The organism is Psychrobacillus sp. FSL K6-2365 (assembly GCF_038003165.1).
GTDB lineage: Bacteria > Bacillota > Bacilli > Bacillales_A > Planococcaceae > Psychrobacillus > Psychrobacillus psychrodurans.
The window spans coordinates 3,562,896-3,579,076 of record NZ_JBBOOO010000001.1 but is presented as its reverse complement, the minus strand read 5'-3'; the positions used below and the strand labels follow the sequence as shown (position 1 = coordinate 3,579,076).

The 16,181-nt window shown below is 37.3% G+C and carries 12 protein-coding genes; 10 read left to right on the top strand and 2 right to left on the bottom strand.

The window, feature by feature from the left end; translation table 11 throughout:
* Positions 1-68: 68 nt before the first annotated feature.
* Together MKY29_RS17975 and tatA are read right to left on the bottom strand one after the other, a co-directional pair.
* Positions 69-824, bottom strand: coding sequence for a DUF817 domain-containing protein (locus MKY29_RS17975; RefSeq protein WP_093495997.1), 756 nt, complete (start codon positions 822-824; stop codon positions 69-71).
* 301 nt (positions 825-1,125) lie between these two features.
* A complete protein-coding gene (tatA, locus tag MKY29_RS17970; protein WP_090569087.1) occupies positions 1,126-1,329 on the bottom strand; it encodes a twin-arginine translocase TatA/TatE family subunit in 204 nt (67 codons plus the stop codon).
* A 650-nt stretch (positions 1,330-1,979) separates the two neighbouring features.
* On the opposite strand from tatA, the gene MKY29_RS17965 reads away from it, so the two are divergent.
* The 10 genes from MKY29_RS17965 (at position 1,980) to MKY29_RS17920 (ending at position 16,174) form a co-directional block, all read left to right on the top strand.
* Positions 1,980-2,576 carry a hypothetical protein gene (locus tag MKY29_RS17965; protein ID WP_139176027.1) on the top strand — a complete coding sequence of 199 codons (597 nt, stop codon included), beginning with the start codon at positions 1,980-1,982 and terminating at the stop codon, positions 2,574-2,576.
* Positions 2,577-2,655: 79 nt separating this feature from the next.
* Positions 2,656-4,251, top strand: coding sequence for a catalase (locus tag MKY29_RS17960; RefSeq protein ID WP_090569094.1), 1,596 nt, complete (start codon positions 2,656-2,658; stop codon positions 4,249-4,251).
* Between the two features lie 423 nt (positions 4,252-4,674).
* Positions 4,675-5,430, top strand: a complete 756-nt coding sequence (locus MKY29_RS17955; RefSeq protein WP_093496733.1) for an exodeoxyribonuclease III — start codon at positions 4,675-4,677, stop codon at positions 5,428-5,430.
* A 94-nt stretch (positions 5,431-5,524) separates the two neighbouring features.
* Positions 5,525-6,805, top strand: a complete 1,281-nt coding sequence (locus MKY29_RS17950; protein ID WP_340880424.1) for an aminotransferase class I/II-fold pyridoxal phosphate-dependent enzyme — start codon at positions 5,525-5,527, stop codon at positions 6,803-6,805.
* A 145-nt stretch (positions 6,806-6,950) separates the two neighbouring features.
* The gene (locus tag MKY29_RS17945) at positions 6,951-9,122 is read left to right on the top strand and encodes an outer membrane protein assembly factor BamB family protein (RefSeq protein ID WP_340880423.1); all 2,172 of its coding nucleotides are present in this window, start codon (positions 6,951-6,953) and stop codon (positions 9,120-9,122) included.
* Positions 9,123-9,345: 223 nt separating this feature from the next.
* The gene (locus MKY29_RS17940; RefSeq protein WP_093496736.1) at positions 9,346-10,830 is read left to right on the top strand and encodes a nicotinate phosphoribosyltransferase; all 1,485 of its coding nucleotides are present in this window, start codon (positions 9,346-9,348) and stop codon (positions 10,828-10,830) included.
* A complete protein-coding gene (gene nadE / locus MKY29_RS17935; RefSeq protein ID WP_090569109.1) occupies positions 10,830-11,657 on the top strand; it encodes an ammonia-dependent NAD(+) synthetase in 828 nt (275 codons plus the stop codon). The genes MKY29_RS17940 and nadE overlap by 1 nt, the downstream gene beginning before the upstream one ends.
* 163 nt (positions 11,658-11,820) lie before the next feature.
* The gene (locus MKY29_RS17930; RefSeq protein WP_093496737.1) at positions 11,821-12,771 is read left to right on the top strand and encodes an AAA family ATPase; all 951 of its coding nucleotides are present in this window, start codon (positions 11,821-11,823) and stop codon (positions 12,769-12,771) included.
* Positions 12,768-13,973 (top strand): DUF58 domain-containing protein, encoded by a 1,206-nt coding sequence (locus MKY29_RS17925; protein ID WP_093496738.1) that lies wholly within the window; start codon positions 12,768-12,770, stop codon positions 13,971-13,973. The genes MKY29_RS17930 and MKY29_RS17925 overlap by 4 nt, the downstream gene beginning before the upstream one ends.
* Positions 13,970-16,174 (top strand): transglutaminase domain-containing protein, encoded by a 2,205-nt coding sequence (locus MKY29_RS17920; RefSeq protein WP_340880422.1) that lies wholly within the window; start codon positions 13,970-13,972, stop codon positions 16,172-16,174. The genes MKY29_RS17925 and MKY29_RS17920 overlap by 4 nt, the downstream gene beginning before the upstream one ends.
* Positions 16,175-16,181: the final 7 nt, after the last annotated feature.

Genomic DNA, 16,181 nt, shown 5'->3' with positions numbered 1-16,181 from the left:
GCAGTGTTTTTATGATGATGAAATCGATTAATGCTGAACAATAATCAATCACCTAAACCAAACAACAATCACAAAGTACGACTCTTCACTCGTTTCAATTGTGCAACGATAATTACGCTAATAATCACTAGTAAAAACCACGAGCTAATTTTCCCGATATGGACGAGAGACCAAGTTTCCGCTTGGTTAGGGTATTGCCATGCTCCTAAAAAGGTCACGATATTTTCAGCGATCCAAATAAAAAAACCAATCAATAAAAACGCGAGAATCATGGGCATTTTAAAAACCTTTTCCTTCAATTGAAAAGTTACTACTGTGCGGAAAAAGATGATTAAAAGTAAGCATTTAAGAACCCAACGAATGTCATAAGTAAAATGATGGGTAAAAAAATTGAAATAAATAAGAGTGCTAATTCCAACTGCCCAAATTGGTTTCGGCCAATTATACATATGTAGATTCATTCTTCGCCAACTTTGACAAATATAACTCGCAACACTGGCATACATAAATCCGCTATATAAAGGCACGCCAACCACCTTACTATATGCCTCCTCTGGATATGACCAAGAACCCATATGTACTTTATATAACTCTAAACCAAGACCAATAATATGAAATAAACAAATTACCTTAAACTCATCCCAAGTCTCTAATTTTGAAACGAGCATAAATACTTGTCCAATTATACAAATGAGGAGGATAAAGTCGTATCTAGGAATAAATGGGATAGCTACAAATTTTGAAAGGGCTAGAGCTGCAAATATGATTACTGGAAATATACAAGATAGTGCCTGTAAATATGTAAATAGTAGAAAAGAACGCATACGAGTACTCCTTTTAAACAGATATAGGAATATGGACGAACTTAAAAGAGTTTGGTTCAAGGTAAGCTAATCATGTATAATTTTCACTATGTATAAAACAATGGAGGAATGCTCATGAATTCAGAAAATCACTCAATAGCGAAGAACAAAATTTCTTTAAAGAGCATTTTGTCCAGCAGGTGAAAGAAAAAGGGATACAATAATGTAACTGTCACGGATATCGTGGAAAAGGTAGATTATGAATTGACTCAAGTTTAATAATAAAAAAGTTGGTCTTGACGGATGTCAGGACCAACCAGTTTTATTTCTTGTCTAGGTTTACTTCAGATGCTTCGACTTTCTTATCATCTTTTTCTTCATCATTTATAATATCTCGAGTCGAGGTTTTGAATTCTTTTAATGTTTGTCCAACTGCTTTGCCTAATTGAGGTAATTTAGATGGACCAAAGATAATCAAAGCAATAATTAATACAAGTATTAAACCGGGTATTCCTATGTTTGGCATAGAATCTCCTCCTTCTATATATAGAATCGTTATTAATATAACACATTCCGTGCAAAAATGTAAAAACGACGTTTTTTTAAGTATTCGACCATACCTTAACATACCAACATTTGTATGGTGTCCACAAACGATTAAATTTTCTACATCCGACATTTGCATATCATTATTGATAGCAAAGTTATCAGGGCTATCTCCCATCATGCTAGAATGTGGATCTTCCACCAAAGTGAACAGCGATTGGGATTATGTCAATAATGTATGCTTTCATTTCCTTTACTACTTCATACCATTTTTCTACTAGAAATTCATTAGATTTATGGTCCAACTACACGAATAAGTAAATCTCCATATTCATCTGTATATACTAAATCTAAGTCTAGATATTGGTCTTTTTGCGGTTAGATAGCTCTTTAAGTTTATTATAAATTTCCGGTTATTTTAAGCGGATATACAAAATGGATGGAAAGTATAGCATTCAAAGAAGACTATTTTTTTCGCCCCTATTTAACTAGGAATCTAAATGTTAATCATATACGTCTTAGGTCTTAGTAATTTTCCACCTTAAGTACGTATGGAATAACTAGCAGATAGAGCATGATTAAAATAATAGAAAAGAGGCAAAAATGTCTCTTATGAACGAGGTGGCAAAAATGGGGAAAAAGATTTATATCATTCTTAGCAATACGGGTACACTATTTTCGAAGGCGATTGGCATGTACACAAGAAAAGAATTAAACCATGCTTCTATTGCTTTTGATGAAGAATTAAATGAAATGTATAGCTTTGGTCGGAAAAGTAGTCATAATCCATTCAATGGGGGTTTCGTAAAGGAAAATCCTGTTGAAGGACTGTTCCAAAGAGCTACCTGCGCCATTTATGAGTGCGAAGTTACAGATTCTGAATATATGCGGATGAAGAGTAAAATTAGCCAAATGGAACAGCAAAAGCAATTATACAAATATAATCTAATAGGTTTGGTGTTAGTTGCAGTAAATATTGAAATGGAACGTGAGAATGCTTTCTTTTGTTCTCAATTTGTCGCTACTATTATGAAAGAATGTCCATCTTCGCGATTTCATATTGCGCCACCTTTGGCACAACCGCATCACTTTGAACAACTTTCAGCATTAACCTTAAAATTTAAAGGAAATCTTCAAACATATGTAAGTAGTAAAAGGAACGTAGAACAACCTATTCATGTATCAGTTTGGAGAAAGTATGCGTTTTCGATAGCAAGCTTTATGTAATTTTGGAATATTTACTCATCGTTCTGGACAGTATATAGGGGAATGTAAATTCTATCTATAATGTTTAGGAGGATGAAGAATGGCAGAAGAGCAACCAAATAACGAGACAAATGTGGAAAATGAGGATACGCTCACTAATAGACAGGGGCATCCTGTAACGAATAATCAGCATATTAGAACTGTCGGAAACAGAGGGCCAGCAACTTTAGAAAACTATGATTTCATTGAAAAAATTAGTCACTTTGACAGGGAACAAGTACCAGAGCGCGTCGTACATGCAAGGGGCGCAGGTGCGCATGGTTATTTCGAAGCTTACGGTGCTGTTGGGGACGAGGAAGTTTCTAAATATACTCGAGCTAAACTGTTTCAGGTAAAAGGAAAGAAAACTCCTGTATTTGTTAGATTTTCTTCCGTTATTCATGGAGGACATTCTCCAGAAACATTGCGTGATCCACGCGGATTTGCAGTTAAATTTTATACAGAGGATGGAAACTGGGATTTAGTAGGGAATAATTTAAAAATATTCTTTATTCGTGATGCGATAAAGTTCCCAGATATGATTCATGCGTTTAAGCCAGATCCTGTAACGAATATTCAGGATTCTGAACGCTTCTTTGACTTTTGTGCTAGTTCACCTGAGTCCTTCCATATGGTTACATTTGTATATTCGCCGTGGGGAATTCCAGCAAATTATCGAATGATGCAAGGCTCTGGTGTGAATACGTATAAATGGGTAAACAATGAAGGTAAAGCAGTACTCGTAAAATATCACTGGGAACCGAAGCAAGGTATACGAAATTTAACTCAAAAGGAAGCAGAGGAAATTCAGGCAAAGAACTTTAATCATGCCACACAAGATTTATATGATGCAATTGAAAAAGGTGACTTTCCTGAATGGGAGCTTCTAGTTCAAACGATGAGCGATGATGATCATCCAGAGCTCGATTTTGATCCATTAGATGATACGAAGCTTTGGCCAGAAGATTTATTTCCATGGAAAGCCGTAGGTAAAATGGTGTTAGATCGAAACCCTGAGGATTACTTTACAGAAGTGGAGCAGGCGGCGTTTGGCACAGGGGTGCTCGTAGATGGGTTAGACTTTTCAGACGATAAAATGCTGCAAGGTCGCACATTTTCGTACTCGGATACTCAGCGACATCGTGTTGGAGCGAACTATTTACAGCTTCCAATCAATGCTCCTAAGAAGCGCGTCGCAACCAATCAAAAGGGAGGACAGATGGCGTACCGGTTAGATAGAGGACCTTTCCAAAATCCACATATCAACTATGAGCCTTCTATATTAGATGGATTAAAGGAAGCAACACAGGTAGGCAAAGAATATACTCCTATGATAAAAGGAAACTTAGTTCGCGAATCCATCGATCGTCAAAGTAATACCAAGCAAGCTGGGGAAACTTATCGCCAATTTGAACAATGGGAAAAAACGGAGCTCATCTCTAATTTAGTAAATGACCTATCTGCATGTGATCCGCGAATTCAAGAGAAAATGATTGCACTAGCGGAGGAAGCGGATGCCGATTATGGGCGACATTTAAGAGAGGGACTTGCTCAAGCTAAAAATAATGGTTCCTCTCAAAAACCGTTAGGAAATAAAGGCGGAGATCAAGCACCAGAACAAGCGGTCAAAAAAGGTCATGAAGCCGATCCATATTAACAGTAAAAACCCTGCTCTTTCTTGAGCAGGTTTTTTTATTGTTGTGGATGCGGGCAACTGGATTGTGTTTGTACGTTAACATACTCCACTCATGCTTGTAGTTAAGGTCTTTTAACGATAGACACCTTGTGTATTTTCAATAAAGAAATATAATAAAGGAAAGAAACTGCATAGGGGGTATATATATGAGTTTACTAGCATTCGGAGCTATTTCATTGGTTATTTTGTTTGGATTATTTGCGCTGGCTATTGCAATATTCGTATTACTGAGGATGTCTAAAAAGTAAGAGGATGACCGATCACATTATGGTTCTCATTTAATAGCCTGCAAAGCCTAGGATACCAATTGTTTTTCGTTAAACTAAGATTTTGTTATGATTAACATAAACTAGTTACATAGGTTTCTATTTTGGAGGAAATAAAATGAAGTTGGTTTCATGGAATGTGAATGGCTTAAGAGCCTGCGTGAAAAAAGGATTTTTGGAATATTTTAATGAAGTAAATGCAGATATTTTCTGTTTACAGGAAACGAAGCTACAAGCAGGTCAAATAGAACTATCATTAGATGGGTATGAGCAGTACTGGAATTACGCTTTGAAAAAGGGGTATTCTGGAACCGCAGTGTTCACCAAGGTAAAACCGTTGTCTGTGAAATATGGAGTTGGGGATAATGATTCAGAGGATGAAGGTAGAATTATTACGCTTGAGTATGACCAGTTTTATTTGGTGAATGTATATACGCCTAATGCAAAACGAGATTTAACAAGACTTCCTTATCGACTTGAATGGGAAGATGAAATGCGTAACTATTTGAATATGTTAGATGCGATAAAACCTGTTATCATTTGTGGCGATTTAAATGTGGCTCACGGGGATATAGATTTGAAAAATGCTAAGTCTAATAGAGGAAACTCTGGGTTCACAGAAGAAGAACGTGGCAAAATGACAGCTTTACTTTCAGAAGGATTTGTAGATACATTTCGTTATTTTTATCCAGACAAAGAGGGTGCCTACACTTGGTGGTCCTATATGAGTAAGGTGAGAGAGCGGAATATAGGGTGGAGGATTGATTACTTTATTGCCTCTGAAACACTTGCCCCCTTATTAAAGGACGCTTCTATAGATGCTCATGTCCTTGGAAGTGATCATTGTCCTGTCATTTTAGAGTTGAAGCAGTAACAAGGTTAGAACGATATAATTTATGAAAGGGTATTATACTTTAGGTAAATAGAGTACAATATTTTTAAATCAAACATTTCGGAGGGACCAATAGATGAATGCTTTAGCAGCCCAATTAAACGAGAAAATGCAAAATGAAAATCCAGCTATTTATAATATGTTATCGGATTTAGGTAAAAACTTATTCTATCCGAAAGGTATTTTAAGTCAAAGTGCAGAAGCAGGGAAAAAAGCACACCGATTTAATGCTACTATTGGAATCGCAACGGAAAATGGCGAACCGATGCATTTCCGTCATATACAAAACAAACTAGATTATAAGCCAAATGATATATATCCATATGCAGCTCCTCAAGGTAAGGAAGCTTTACGATCAATATGGAAAGAAAAACTTTTAGTAGATAACCCTTCTATGAAAGGTAAATCGATTGGCACACCGATTGTGACAAGTGCACTAACACACGGCTTAAGTATCGCTGCAGACTTGTTCATGGATGCTGGTGATGTATTAGTAACACCACAGCAATACTGGGGTAATTACAATACTGTATTCCAAGTAAGAAGAGGCGGACGTGTCGAGACTTTCCCTCTATTCAATGAAGCAGGCGGTTTCCATGTAGAAGCCTTCCGTGAAACAATTGCTAAGCAAAAGGAAAAAGCAATTGTATTGTTAAACTTTCCTAACAATCCTACTGGTTTTACTCCTTCTGTAGAAGAAGCTAAAGCAATCGTCCAAGTGTTGAAGGATGCTGCTGAAGGTGGATTGAAATTAGTTGTATTACTAGATGACGCTTATTTTGGATTATTTTATGAGGATTCTATTAAGGAATCATTGTTCGGATTACTAGCAGACATCCATATGAACATTCTTCCAGTAAAAATTGATGGTGCGACGAAAGAAAACTACGTTTGGGGATTACGTGTAGGATTTATCACGTATGCAGCGGATCCAGATACACTAGATGCTTTAGAACAAAAAACAAAAGGTATTATTCGTGGGACTATTTCAAGCGGATCTCATATTTCTCAAACGATTCTTTTAGAGTCACTACAATCTGAAGAGTTTTCACAAGAAAAAGAAGAGAAATTCCAAATCATGCAAGGGCGAGCTATAAAAACGAAGCAAGTCTTAGCGGATGAAAAGTACGCACCGCACTGGACTTACTATCCGTTCAATTCTGGTTACTTCATGTGCTTGAAGTTAAATTCAGTGGATGCTGAAACTTTAAGACTGCATTTACTCGATCAATACGGTGTAGGGGTAATCTCAAGCAATCAAACAGATATACGAGTAGCATTCTCCTGTGTAGAAGAAAACGATATTCAAGAGTTATTTGATCTAATCTATGAAGGTTGCAAGGACTTAACTAAATAAGAATATTATAAAGAAAACTGTTCCAGGGTCTAAACTCTGGAACAGTTTTTTATTTGGTTCGATTTCAGAAGGAACGGCATTTCTTTCAAATTCGAAACATAAACTATTTAATCAGCACATTTCAACAGGTTGGAGGGAGGGTCAGATGCGAAGTAGAGGATTATCGGTATCCGCACTAATCTTTATAGGTTCATTAAGTATTTTTGTAGCTTTTTTTATGGTATTTCTAGTAGTAAACTTTGAAAAATCGGATGATGGAAACGATGAAGTTCCATATGCCAGCATAACAGTAAAAGAAGAACCTGATAAAGAAGGCCAAGTTGAACCTAGTCCATCAAATGATGATGCAGTTGTAAATTATGCTTCTACAGAGTGGACAACACATGGTGGAGATTACTACAACAGACGCTATTCTATGCTAAACCAAATTACTACTGAAAACATTGTGGATTTAAAACCTACCTGGGTTTCAAGCTTAGGTTCTGGAGCAGAAAATAAATATTCTGGTGAAGCAACGCCAATTGTTGTAGAAGGAATAATGTATATTGCCACAGGGGCTAATGATATTTTTGCAATTGACGCAAAAACAGGAGAACAAATTTGGGCATATACTCCAGAAATTCCTCAAGAAATGGATACTGTATGCTGCGGGTGGACAACGCGCGGGGTTGCAGTCGGCGATGGAAAAGTATACGCGGGTTTGCTTGATGCACGTTTAATCGCACTTGATCAAAAAACAGGTGAATTACTATGGGAAACAACAGTAGCGGAATGGGAAGAAGGATATACAGTAACAAGTGCACCACTATACTACAACGGTAAAGTTTATACTGGGGTAGCTGGTGGAGAATATGGTATACGTGGTCGTGTAATGGCTTACGATTCTGACTTAGGATCAGAAGTATGGAGATTTTATACGATTCCAGGACCAGCTGACGAACATGGAGATACTTGGCCATCAGATAATGATGCTTGGTTAACAGGTGGAGGGCCGGTTTGGAATACTCCAGCAGTTGACCCAGAACTAGGTTACATTTACTTTGCTACAGGTAATACCGCTCCAGATTTAGACGGGAGTAATCGTGAGGGGGATAATTTATATGCCAACTCTGTAGTAGCGGTAAATGCGGAAAACGGCGAGTATGTATGGCACTTTCAAGAGGTGCATCACGATATATGGGATATGGATCCTGCAAATCCAGTTATTCTTTTTGATGTTGAAAAAGATGGAGAAATGCGTAAAGGACTCGGGCAGGCCGGTAAAACTGGGTGGATTTATTTCTTAGATCGTACAGACGGTACTCCACTTGTAGGTATTGAGGAAAAACCAGTGCCTCAAGATGAACGACAAAAAACAGCTGCGACTCAACCATTCCCGGTAGGAGATGCATTTGTCCCTCAAGGTGTAACTGAGGAAGACATTGAACGAGATTTAGTTAATACCTTTGAAGGTGAAATAGGTGATATTTTTACACCTTTCTGGGATGTGCCGGTTACGTTAAAGCCAAGTCCTCAAGGTGGAGCAAACTGGCCGCCATCTGCATATAACCCAGACACGGAACTATTTTATGTACTAGGCAATGATACTTATGTGGCACTTTCCAAAGAAGATGAGGCCGCTTATGAGGAAGGTTCAATGTATATAGGAAGTATTATGGCACCTGTTTCCAATGCTCCTCAGAGAGGAACTATTACAGCAATGGATGTTAAAACAAACAAAATTGTATGGCAAGTTGACTGGGATGCAATTGCATATAGTGGAGTTTTAACAACTGCTGGAAATTTAGTATTTGTTGGACATAATGACGGACGTTTAATAGCTTTTGATGCAAAAACAGGAGAGCAAGTTTGGGAATATATGATGGATGCAGGTGCGAATGCGCCATCTGTTACTTATGAAATAGATGGCGAACAGTATATTTCTATTTATGTTGCTGGGAATGCACTTGCTGGAACAAAGCATGGCGACAAAGTTTATACATTTAAATTAGGAGGAGCTTTACAAGAAGGGCAGGTTATAGATGCGTCGGCAAAAGGTAAAGCCACTAAAGTGGAAACTGAAGTAACGGTAAGTGTAGATACTGGGCTTACTAGTTACAAAAATAGCTGTATAGCTTGTCACGGAGATCAAGGTGCTAATGGACACAATGGTCCAAACTTGCAAAATAGTACAGTAGCAGAAAACAAAGAGGAAGTGATTGATCGTATAATAAACGGCAAAGGCGCAATGCCATCATTTAAGGATACACTTACAGCAGAAGAAATAGATGCGATAGCGGAGTACGTAGCTACTGTCATTTCTCCGTTAGGCGATTAAATTAAAAACCAGTCATCCCTGGATGTCTGGTTTTATTCGTGATGGCATATTGCCATAAAATTATACGCTACACTCTATAAGCAACAAAATCTGTGTCATTAACGCTCTTCTAAGTATGTGTTTCTCTGAATGGTTTGCCTCCACTCCTTAGAGATGATTACTTGCCAAGAAAAAGGGTAAATAGTGTATACTTAGTTCAATAGTTATGGAGAAGGGGATTTTCATGAAAAAAAATTATCCAGATGACGGTTTAGCATTACATACAGACTTATATCAAATAAATATGGTAGAGGCCTATTGGGCAGATAATATGCATGAACGAAAAGCGGTATTTGAGCTATTTTTCCGCAAACTTCCATTTGGTAATGGTTATGGAGTTTTTGCGGGGCTGGAAAGATGTCTCGATTATTTGCGAAACTTTCATTTTACCGATAGTGATTTAGCTTACTTACAAGATGAGCTTGGATATAGAGAAGACTTTATAGCTTATTTACGTACTGTTCGTTTCACTGGAAATGTGTATTCAATGGTAGAAGGTGAGCTTGTATTCCCAAACGAACCGATTATTAGAATTGAGTCAACGCTTGCGGAAGCACAACTTGTGGAAACAGCTTTACTTAATATTGTCAATTACCAAACGTTGATAGCGACAAAAGGATCTCGAATTAAACAGGTGATAAAAGATGAAGTTGCAATGGAGTTTGGTTCAAGGCGTGCGCAAGAAATGGATGCGGCCATTTGGGGTACTAGAGCTGCATACATAGGCGGGATAGATGGAACTAGTAATGTTCGTGCTGGGAAAATGTTTGGAATTCCTGTTACTGGCACGCATGCTCATTCGCTAGTACAAGCATATAAAAATGAATATGAAGCTTTTCATTCTTATGCGAAGCGACATAAAGATTGCGTATTTTTAGTGGATACATATAATACGTTGAAAACGGGAGTGCCAACAGCTATAAAAGTGGCAAAAGAGCTTGGCGATAAGATTAACTTCATCGGTATTCGACTAGATTCAGGTGATATTTCCTTTTTATCGAAGGAAGCAAGAAAAATGTTAGATCAAGCCGGATTCCATGATGCAAAAATTGTTGTTTCCAATGATCTGGATGAATATACAATTCTAAACCTAAAAGCACAGGGAGCTAAGGTTGATAGCTGGGGTATTGGTACGAAGCTAATAACTGGATATGATCAGCCAGCACTTGGAGCTGTTTATAAAATTGTTTCGATAGAAAACGAAGCTGGGGTAATGGAAGATACGATTAAAATTTCTTCTACTACTGAAAAGGTTACAACTCCAGGTCAGAAAAAACTATATCGAATTATAGATAAAGAAAATGGGAAAGCGGAAGGCGACTATATTACGATGCACGACGAGGATCCTACGCATGAGGAACGTTTAAAGATGTTCCATCCAGTGCATACATTTGTCTCTAAGTTTGTGACGAATTTTGAAGCAAGGGATTTACATGTAAAAGTGATCGAAAATGGTCAAATAATCTATGATATACCTGAGTTATCCAAGGTTCGAGAATACGCTCATGATAACCTTGATTTATTATGGGAAGAGTATAAACGTTCACTAAATCCCGAGGAGTATCCAGTGGATTTAAGTCAAAAATGTTGGGATAATAAAATGCGTAATATTCAAGAGATCAAGGAGATGGAACACAATTTTATTGATCAAAATGGAGGTAGGTATTAATGTCAGCTAAACAACAAGAGATTATAGCAGCGTTAAAAGTGAACCCGACCATTGATGTACAAAAAGAAATACGTATTAGTATCGATTTTATGAAGGACTATTTAAAAAAACACCCATTTTTAACTAGTATGGTTTTAGGTATTTCTGGTGGTCAGGATTCTACATTAGTTGGTAAACTTGCACAGCTCACGATAGACGAATTAAATAAAGAGCTTGGTGAGGATAAATATTCATTTATAGCAGTAAGCTTGCCATATGGTGTTCAATTTGATGAACCAGATCGTCAGGATGCACTCGATTTTATAAGACCAAGTAAACGAGTGACGATCAATATAAAAGAAGCAGTAGATGCTAGCGATAAAGCTTTAGAAGATGCCGGTATCATCCTATCCGATTTCGCTAAAGGGAACGAAAAAGCTCGCGAGCGTATGAAAGCTCAATACTCTATTGCAGCTATGCATAATGGGGTAGTTCTTGGTACCGATCATGCTGCAGAGGCGGTAACTGGTTTCTATACAAAATACGGGGATGGTGGAGTAGATATCACCCCAATCTTTCGCCTAAACAAGCGTCAAGGTAAGCAATTATTAAAGGAATTAGGTTGTCCTGAGCATCTTTATACGAAAGTCCCAACAGCTGATTTGGAAGAAAACAGGCCTGCTCTACCAGATGAAGTTGCACTTGGAGTAACGTATGAAGTAATTGATGATTATTTAGAAGGTAAAACGGTACCTGAGGAAGCTCAAGAAAAAATTGAAGGTTTCTATAATCGTTCTATGCATAAGCGTCATTTACCAATCACCGTTTTTGATGACTTTTGGAAATAAGATAGAGCAGAAATAATATATAACAAAAAGTCGAACTGTCATTAAAAAGACAGCTCGACTTTTTGCTTTGTATTGTACTTAAGGCAAATTTTGGGTATGCTTATAGCGTATTGTATAAATTTTCACGCAAGTCAATATATAGGGGACCTGAGGGGGAGAATGAATGAAAGAACGAGCACAGATAGAAGCAATTATTGAAAATATAGAAAAAGTAATGATTGGTAAAAAAAATATTGCCGAACTTGCTGTAGTAGCATTATTGGCGCAAGGCCATGTGTTATTAGAGGATGTACCAGGTGTAGGGAAAACGATGATGGTGCGTGCACTTGCTAAGTCGATCGGAGCAGATTTTAAAAGAATTCAATTCACACCGGATTTATTACCTTCAGATGTATTAGGTGTATCTATTTACAATCCAAAGGAAATGGAGTTTGAATTTAGACCAGGTCCGATTTTAGGAAATATCGTTCTTGCTGATGAAATCAATCGTACATCTCCGAAAACACAATCTGCGCTTCTAGAAGGAATGGAGGAGGCTTCCGTTACTATTGATGGAGTAACAATGCCAATTCCAAAGCCGTTTTTTGTTATGGCAACGCAAAACCCGATTGAACATGAAGGAACATATCCACTACCGGAGGCACAATTAGACAGGTTCTTATTAAAGTTAAAGATGGGCTACCCACATCCGAGCGAAGAAATTGAAGTATTAAATAGGTTAGAGCATGCATCACCGATTGATACATTAGTACCCGTCATCTCTCTTGAGGAATTAATCGAGCTTCAAAAACAAGTGAAGCAAGTAAAAGTAGATGAAACGATGAAGAACTATATTGTTGACCTGTCTAATCGTACAAGACAGGATACATATATTTATCTAGGCGTTAGTCCACGTGCATCTATTGCACTAATGCGTGCTTCACAAGGCCTTGCTCTACTTAATGGTAGAGAGTATGTTACTCCAGATGATATTCAGTATTTGATGCCTTATGTATTTGGACATCGTGTCATCTTACGCCCGGAAGCACGATATGATGGAATTTCTTCTGAAGAAGTGCTTGCTCGAATTGTGAAGCGAACTCCGGTCCCTATTAAGAGGAAAGTAAGTCAATGAAGCAATTGCTTAATCGGTGGAAGAAGATTCGAGGAGTAATAGGCATACTGTTTCTACTAGTAATCGCATTCATATATGCAATGTTTCAAGGTGGATTTGTGAGTTGGTTTTTGTTTTATTTAATTATCCCTATTTCTTTCTATTCGTTGCTGTTATATATGAAGTCGTTAACCGATATCGTTGTTGAGAGAATTATTGAAACGCGCAAAGTTCAAAGTGGTGGGCGGTTCTCAGCAACAATTCGTGTGACTAGGAAAAGTCGTTTTCCTCTTATGTACGTTCAAATGGAGGAGAAAGTCAGTCCTTCTCTTGCAACAGAAGCTTCTTGGAAGCAACTTACCTTTTGGGGTATGAAAAAAGAATTTACATGGACCTATGAAATAGAACATATTCCTCGTGGTGAGCATGTTTTAGAGGGGACGAGTATTCAAGTAAGCGATCTATTCGGGTGGGTAAAAAAAGAAGTATTTATAACTAATCCTAAAACCATTCTAGTATTTCCTAATTTGACTGAGATGGTCTACATACCAATAGAAACGAGGTACGATCAAGGTGCTGCAGCTTCAAGAATTCAGGCAATGAAAGATACATCGATGGCAACTGGGGTTAGATCTTACCAACCTGGTGATAGGGTATCATGGATTCACTGGAAATCCTTTGCGAGAACACAAACATTAAAAACAAAAGAATTTGAAGATCGTCAATCTCAGGATATGTTTGTAGTAGTTGATCGAACTCCTTCACCTCTGTTTGAGGAAGTGGTCGATTTAACTGCTTCTATTATGCAAGCAATCGTAAGACACCAGGCATCCTCTGCGTTTCTGTCTGTTGGAGAGGATCGAATGTTTTTACCTGAAGTTCAGACGGAACAACATCTACAACGAGTACTATACCATTTAACAAAAGTAAAAGATGATTTAACGAAGCCACTAGAGCAAGTAATTTTACATGATCAGTCGTTATCCAATGCGACAACGCTTTTATATGTTACTAGTAACCTAACTTATGAATGGATGGATAGTGTTCAAAAAAATGCAACGAATCTACGAGCTTGTACTTGTTTTGTCATAAAAACCAAAACTGAAAAAAATACCAGTGAAGAGAATGCAATGTACAAGTATGCAGCTAGCAGAGGTTTTCAGGTACAGCCAATTACGAAGGATCGATTTGCCCAAGCCTTCATGGAGGTGAAACGTTCGTGAGTAAAAAAACACAGCAAACTATAATATCTGTATTTGTTTATTCATTTGTTTTAATCCTCATGATGGAATGGTTAAAGCCAGTAATTGAGCTAACAGATACGGGTCATTTAAACTTATTTGGTTGGTATTTAGTTATTTCATTTGTATTCTATTTATTAAAATTGAAATGGGTATATGTATTTCCGATTAAGTTAGTATATATTTGTTGGGTAATTGTAAATATCTATACAGATTTATCTATCTTATCAGTAGAATCTTTTAAGTTAATTTTGGAAATGTTCAAAGAAAATATTGCATCTCTTATAAGTCAAGACTGGGTACAGGTTACAGATCCCTTTCGAACATTTTTGTTTTTTATTTTATTATGGATGACTACTTATTTACTAAACTACTGGATAAGAGTACGTAAAAATTTAATGTTATTCTTTCTATTTACTGTTCTTTTTATAACAATTCTAGATACGTTTAGTCCATATAGTGGCGAAAAGAGTATCGTTATTGTATTAACTTCTGGATTTATCATTTTAGGTTTGTTATATGCACAAAAAATGATTCATGAGCAAGAAGGGAAACTTCATGGTGCATTTTTAATAGCTGGAATTGGAAGTTTAATAGGTATAGTGGTAATTAGTAGCTCACTTGCCTACGCACTACCAAAAGCTGGTCCAAGCTGGCCGGATCCAGTGCCTTTTCTATTATCAACGAGCCCAAATGCTGCGAACGGTGACGATGGTAAAGGCGTGAGAGGAGCTACACAAAAGGTTGGATATGGGGAAAATGATGAACGCTTAGGCGGAGCTTTCGCAAGCGATGATACTCCAGTATTTTATGCAACTACTCCAACTAAGCAATATTGGAAGATTGAAACGAAGGATACGTATACTTCAAAAGGATGGATAAATTCAGCACCGGAGACTCCAGTTCTTAGGGGGTATGAGTTGGGAGAGCCGATTGAATCTGATATAGCACCTGGAACAGAAGATGAATCATTAAAGGCTAGTATTTATATGTCCCAGGCTTATTCTTTTATTATGCAGCCTTATGGAATCGAGCAAGTTGATTCAATGGAGCCAATTTATTTATCGATGAATGAAAGAAATCAAAAACTATATACTTTTAATGGAGGCAATGAAACACCTGTTGGAACCTATGATGTAACTTACAATGAGCCGTTGTATAGCTTAAAAGCACTTAGGGAAACAGTGCCTGCAGATTTAGAAGGATTACCTAGTGAATTAGATCGTTATTTGCAGCTTCCCGAAACATTACCAACAAGAGTAAAAGATTTAGCAACCTCTATTACTTCTGACAGTGATAGTTTATACGATAAAGCAAAAGCAATTGAACGGTATTTCCGTTTGAATGGTTTCAGCTATAATCAGGATATGGCTGCGGTACCAGAAGGTGATACCGATTATGTGGATCAGTTTTTATTTGATACAAAGATAGGATATTGTGATAACTTCTCGACATCGATGGTTGTTTTGCTACGTTCTAAAGGAATTCCTGCACGTTGGGTAAAGGGTTTTGCATCAGGAGAAGTAGTCGAACGTGAAAATGGTCTTCCAGTATACGAAGTGACAAATAATAATGCTCACTCATGGGTAGAGGCTTACTTCCCAGGTATAGGATGGATGACGTTCGAGCCAACTATTGGATTTACGAATTCTGTCAATTTAAATTATGATATAGATACTGAAAAAGATCAGTTGGAAACACCTGAAAGTACTCCTGAGAAAGCTACTGAAAAACCAAAAGGAGAGAAAGAAGATAAGGAAGTTTCTATAGGATTCAGTGAAATTATGAGCAATATTGCTAAATGGGTAAATAATAATAAAGCGTCTATTTTTTGGACAATACTCGGTTTGGCATTACTATCTATGTTTGCATATCACCATCGAAGAAAGTGGTTAGCGAAAGTATTAATACCAGTTAATCGCATGAGAAAAAATGATTGGGATACGTTTGAAAAGATGTATCATCAATTGTTAAAACAATTAGATGGATATGGAATGGCAAGAGAGCAAGGACAGACGTTATCTGCATATGCAAAATATGTAGATGCAGGCTTTGGAGAAACACATATGCGCAAATTAACAGCTGCATATGAAAAAGGTCTATATGGTAATAATCGAGAGGGTATAGATTATGTATCGATGAGAGAAAGTTGGGAAAATTTAATCAATCAGCTTAGCGGTTGATTTTGAG

What these genes read in the sequence shown, in the direction of transcription:
- MKY29_RS17930 (WP_093496737.1), top strand. Translation starts at nt 11,821, where the DNA reads ATGAAAGAACGAGCACAGATAGAAGCAATTATTGAAAATATAGAAAAA.
- MKY29_RS17940 (WP_093496736.1), top strand. Translation starts at nt 9,346, where the DNA reads ATGAAAAAAAATTATCCAGATGACGGTTTAGCATTACATACAGACTTA.
- tatA (WP_090569087.1), bottom strand. Translation starts at nt 1,329, where the DNA reads ATGCCAAACATAGGAATACCCGGTTTAATACTTGTATTAATTATTGCT.
- MKY29_RS17945 (WP_340880423.1), top strand. Translation starts at nt 6,951, where the DNA reads ATGCGAAGTAGAGGATTATCGGTATCCGCACTAATCTTTATAGGTTCA.
- nadE (WP_090569109.1), top strand. Translation starts at nt 10,830, where the DNA reads ATGTCAGCTAAACAACAAGAGATTATAGCAGCGTTAAAAGTGAACCCG.
- MKY29_RS17950 (WP_340880424.1), top strand. Translation starts at nt 5,525, where the DNA reads ATGAATGCTTTAGCAGCCCAATTAAACGAGAAAATGCAAAATGAAAAT.
- MKY29_RS17960 (WP_090569094.1), top strand. Translation starts at nt 2,656, where the DNA reads ATGGCAGAAGAGCAACCAAATAACGAGACAAATGTGGAAAATGAGGAT.
- MKY29_RS17955 (WP_093496733.1), top strand. Translation starts at nt 4,675, where the DNA reads ATGAAGTTGGTTTCATGGAATGTGAATGGCTTAAGAGCCTGCGTGAAA.
- MKY29_RS17965 (WP_139176027.1), top strand. Translation starts at nt 1,980, where the DNA reads ATGGGGAAAAAGATTTATATCATTCTTAGCAATACGGGTACACTATTT.
- MKY29_RS17925 (WP_093496738.1), top strand. Translation starts at nt 12,768, where the DNA reads ATGAAGCAATTGCTTAATCGGTGGAAGAAGATTCGAGGAGTAATAGGC.
- MKY29_RS17975 (WP_093495997.1), bottom strand. Translation starts at nt 824, where the DNA reads ATGCGTTCTTTTCTACTATTTACATATTTACAGGCACTATCTTGTATA.